4 protein-coding genes and 1 pseudogene are annotated in these 3204 nt (G+C 38.9%); all 5 read left to right on the top strand.

The genetic code is table 11. From position 1 onward, the window contains the following. A pseudogene (locus PX482_RS28225) lies at window positions 1–101 on the top strand (IS200/IS605 family transposase); the annotation flags it as partial. Between the two features lie 167 nt (window positions 102–268). Beyond that, a complete protein-coding gene (locus PX482_RS27240) occupies window positions 269–1789 on the top strand; it encodes a tetratricopeptide repeat protein (protein ID WP_002760550.1) in 1521 nt (506 codons plus the stop codon). 36 nt (window positions 1790–1825) lie between these two features. Next, on the top strand, window positions 1826–2038 hold the full coding sequence (locus PX482_RS27235) for a hypothetical protein (protein ID WP_002760549.1): 213 nt from the start codon (window positions 1826–1828) through the stop codon (window positions 2036–2038). Between the two features lie 305 nt (window positions 2039–2343). Beyond that, window positions 2344–2607 carry a type II toxin-antitoxin system Phd/YefM family antitoxin gene (locus PX482_RS27230; protein ID WP_288023605.1) on the top strand — a complete coding sequence of 88 codons (264 nt, stop codon included), beginning with the start codon at window positions 2344–2346 and terminating at the stop codon, window positions 2605–2607. After that, a complete protein-coding gene (locus tag PX482_RS27225) occupies window positions 2604–2990 on the top strand; it encodes a type II toxin-antitoxin system VapC family toxin (RefSeq protein ID WP_002760548.1) in 387 nt (128 codons plus the stop codon). Before PX482_RS27230 ends, PX482_RS27225 begins: the two co-directional genes overlap by 4 nt. Window positions 2991–3204: the final 214 nt, after the last annotated feature.

Here is a 3204-nt window from a genome sequence, read left to right as displayed (position 1 = left end):
TAGGAAAGCATGGGGATGAAGGTATGATAGCGAGATATGTAAAAGAACAAGATAAAGAATACCTGCAGCTACACCAAAATCTACAATTGAGTCTATTTTGATTCTGATACCCCGTCCGCTTGCGGCGGGGTAGTTCATTTACCAAAATTAAGGAGTTTAATGATGAATTATGAATGATGAATTATGAATGATGAATGGGGAGCGGGAAACAGGGAACAGGTGAGAAAATTAGTGTACCTCATAAATCTGAATACAGCTATATATAATAATGACAAACCCAAAAGTAAAACCCTTAACTAACTTTCAGGAATCGGATTTTGAAGGATTGCGAGAAGAGCAACCCCTAACAGCAGCAGAATCCTATCAAGCATTACTGCGATCGCTGAGACGAAAAAATGGCTTTAATTTACTCTTTGTTCGCTGTTCTCCCGTGCAAGCTGATGAGATTATTCGGGGAATCAGTCAAGATTTACCTAATAAAAATATTCAAGTCCTGCAGCTTGATTCAGAAACCGATAATTTGTATGAGAAAATTGTCGATCTACCAAATTATACCAATCTAAACATTCTTTTTGTGCGCGGTTTAGAAAATGCACTACTGCGCTACGAAGAAGCGGAAAGTGAAGGCTATTTCTTGTTGAGTCAAAGTCCGGTTTATGGGGGAACCTGGGCCGGAGTTCCTAAGATTTTAGGCTATTTAAACCTATCCCGTGAGCGATTTGAGCGGCAATTTCCCTTTACTTTAGTATTCCTATTGCCGGAATTTGCCTTGCGGTATTTTATTCGTCGTGCGTCGGATTTTTTTGATTGGTATTCGGGAGTTTATGAATTTCCGACGGATAAGGACATATTGGAAAGAGAAATTAGAAGACTGGTTTATTTAGACGGCGATCTCGATACCTATCAACAATTCACTCCCCAACAACGACAGGAAAAGTTAGCCGAAATTAAGGCCTATTTAAGCGATTCCCCATCTCTCGATCCTGTTCAAACATCTGAATTGTGGCATAAAAAAGGCTTAATTCATCAAATGGGAAAAGAATACGAACAAGCGATCGCATCCTACGACAAAGCTTTAGAAATTAAACCCGATTACCATGAAGCTTGGTACAACCGAGGGGTTGCGTTAGGTAATTTAGGCAGATTAGAAGAAGCGATCGCATCCTACGATCAAGCTTTAGAATTTAAACCCGATTACCATGAAGCTTGGAACAACCGAGGGATTGCGTTAAGAAATTTAGGCAGATTTGAACAAGCGATCGCCTCCTATGATCGAGCTTTAGAATTTAAACCCGATAAGCATGAAGCTTGGAACAACCGAGGGAATGCGTTATTTAATTTAGGCAGATTTGAACAAGCGATCGCATCCTACGATCAAGCTTTAGAATTTAAACCCGATTACCATGAAGCTTGGTACAACCGAGGGATTGCGTTAGGTAATTTAGGCAGATTGGCAGAAGCGATCGCATCCTACGATCGAGCTTTAGAATTTAAACCCGATTTCCATGAAGCTTGGTACAACCGAGGGAATGCGTTAGGTAATTTAGGCAGATTAGAACAAGCGATCGCATCCTACGATCGAGCTTTAGAAATTAATTCAAATTATGCTAATACTTACTACAATAAAGCTTGCTGTTATGGCTTACAAAATAATGTGGAATTAGCTATCGAAAACTTACAACGCGCCATCAATCTTGATGTCAAATATCAGGATATGGCGAAAACAGATAAAGATTTTGAGCAGATTCGGGGAGATGAGCGGTTTCAGAGTTTCCTAAATCGAGTATAATAATATATATTTGTATTTTAGCTAAGGAGATATTCTATGACTAACACCTACACAGCTATCATTCAGCCAGACGGAGATTGGTGGATTGGTTGGATAGAAGAAATTCCGGGAGTTAACTGTCAAGAAGCATCTCGTGATCAGTTATTAGAAAGCCTAAAAATTACTCTTAGCGAAGCATTAGAATTGAATAAACAGGAAGCAATTTCCGCTACTAGGGGAAACTACCAAGAAGAGAAAATTGTTGTATGAAACGCAAACAGTTTATCGATCACGTCCTGTAGGGGCGAAGCATTCGGATAGGAAATCTACGGTTTCAGCGATAAGTTATTGCCCGAATCTTCGCCCGTACTTTTTCAGCAAGTCCTAGCCATTCTTGGTAGTTTAACCCCCAATTAAATAAAAGATCTGCGATTCCAAGACATACCGGAGTGATAATTATCACAATTGGGTAATTCAGCAATGGGAAAAAGTTGCCAACCCTTTATTAACTTGTGAGGCAGTTATCACTGAATCCTGTTTTATTTTGTGAAGTAAATAAAGAGAGAAAATTATTCATGTCAAACAAAACTATTGATCTCAATCAAGTACAGTTAACTTTACAAGAACTACTTGCCTTAATAAAGGTAGATACTGAAATTATTATAACCGCAGGAAACAAGCCTGTAGCTCGTCTAATTCCTTGGGGAGATACTGAAAAAACAACGTCTGAAACTCCTTCTCCTAAGTTACGACAACCAGGACTACACGCTGGAAAAATTAGGACTAGCGAAGATTTTGATGAGCCACTTCCTGAAGAATTTTGGACAGGTGAATCATGAAATTTCTTTTAGATACCCATACATTTATTTGGTGGGATAGCGAACCAGAAAAACTCTCTCAAAGAGCTTTAGAACTGTGTAGAGATCCTAGTAATACGCTATTACTTAGTATTACAAGTATTTGGGAAATGCAAATCAAACTACAACTAGGTAAACTATCACTCAAGATACCTTTAGCAGAAATGATTAATACTCAGCAGGAAACTAACCAAATTAGCCTTTTATCAATTACAGTCAGCCATGTTTTAGCTTTAAATACTTTACCTAACATCCATAAAGATCCATTTGACCGCTTGTTAGTTGCTCAAGCTAATCTTGAAAATGCTAGACTGATTAGCCATGATTCAATATTAGCAAAATATCCTGTTCAGATAGATTGGTAGATAGGGCTTGCTGAATAAATGTGAAATATAGACGAGGTAAGAGTTTTAGGGTTCTGTTTTGCTCTCACAGGTGCAAGATTTTGAGAGAATCGTCGTTCAAAACCTTGCGTCTTCATCGGCCCGCGTCCTGTAGGGGCGAAGCATTCGGACAATAACCTATCGGTGAAACCGTAGATTTTCTATCCGAATGCTTCGCCCGTACTTTTTCAGCAAG

This window comes from Microcystis sp. M53602_WE12 (assembly GCF_030065455.1).
Classification (GTDB): domain Bacteria; phylum Cyanobacteriota; class Cyanobacteriia; order Cyanobacteriales; family Microcystaceae; genus Microcystis; species Microcystis aeruginosa.
This window is presented reverse-complemented; position numbering and strand designations above follow the sequence as displayed.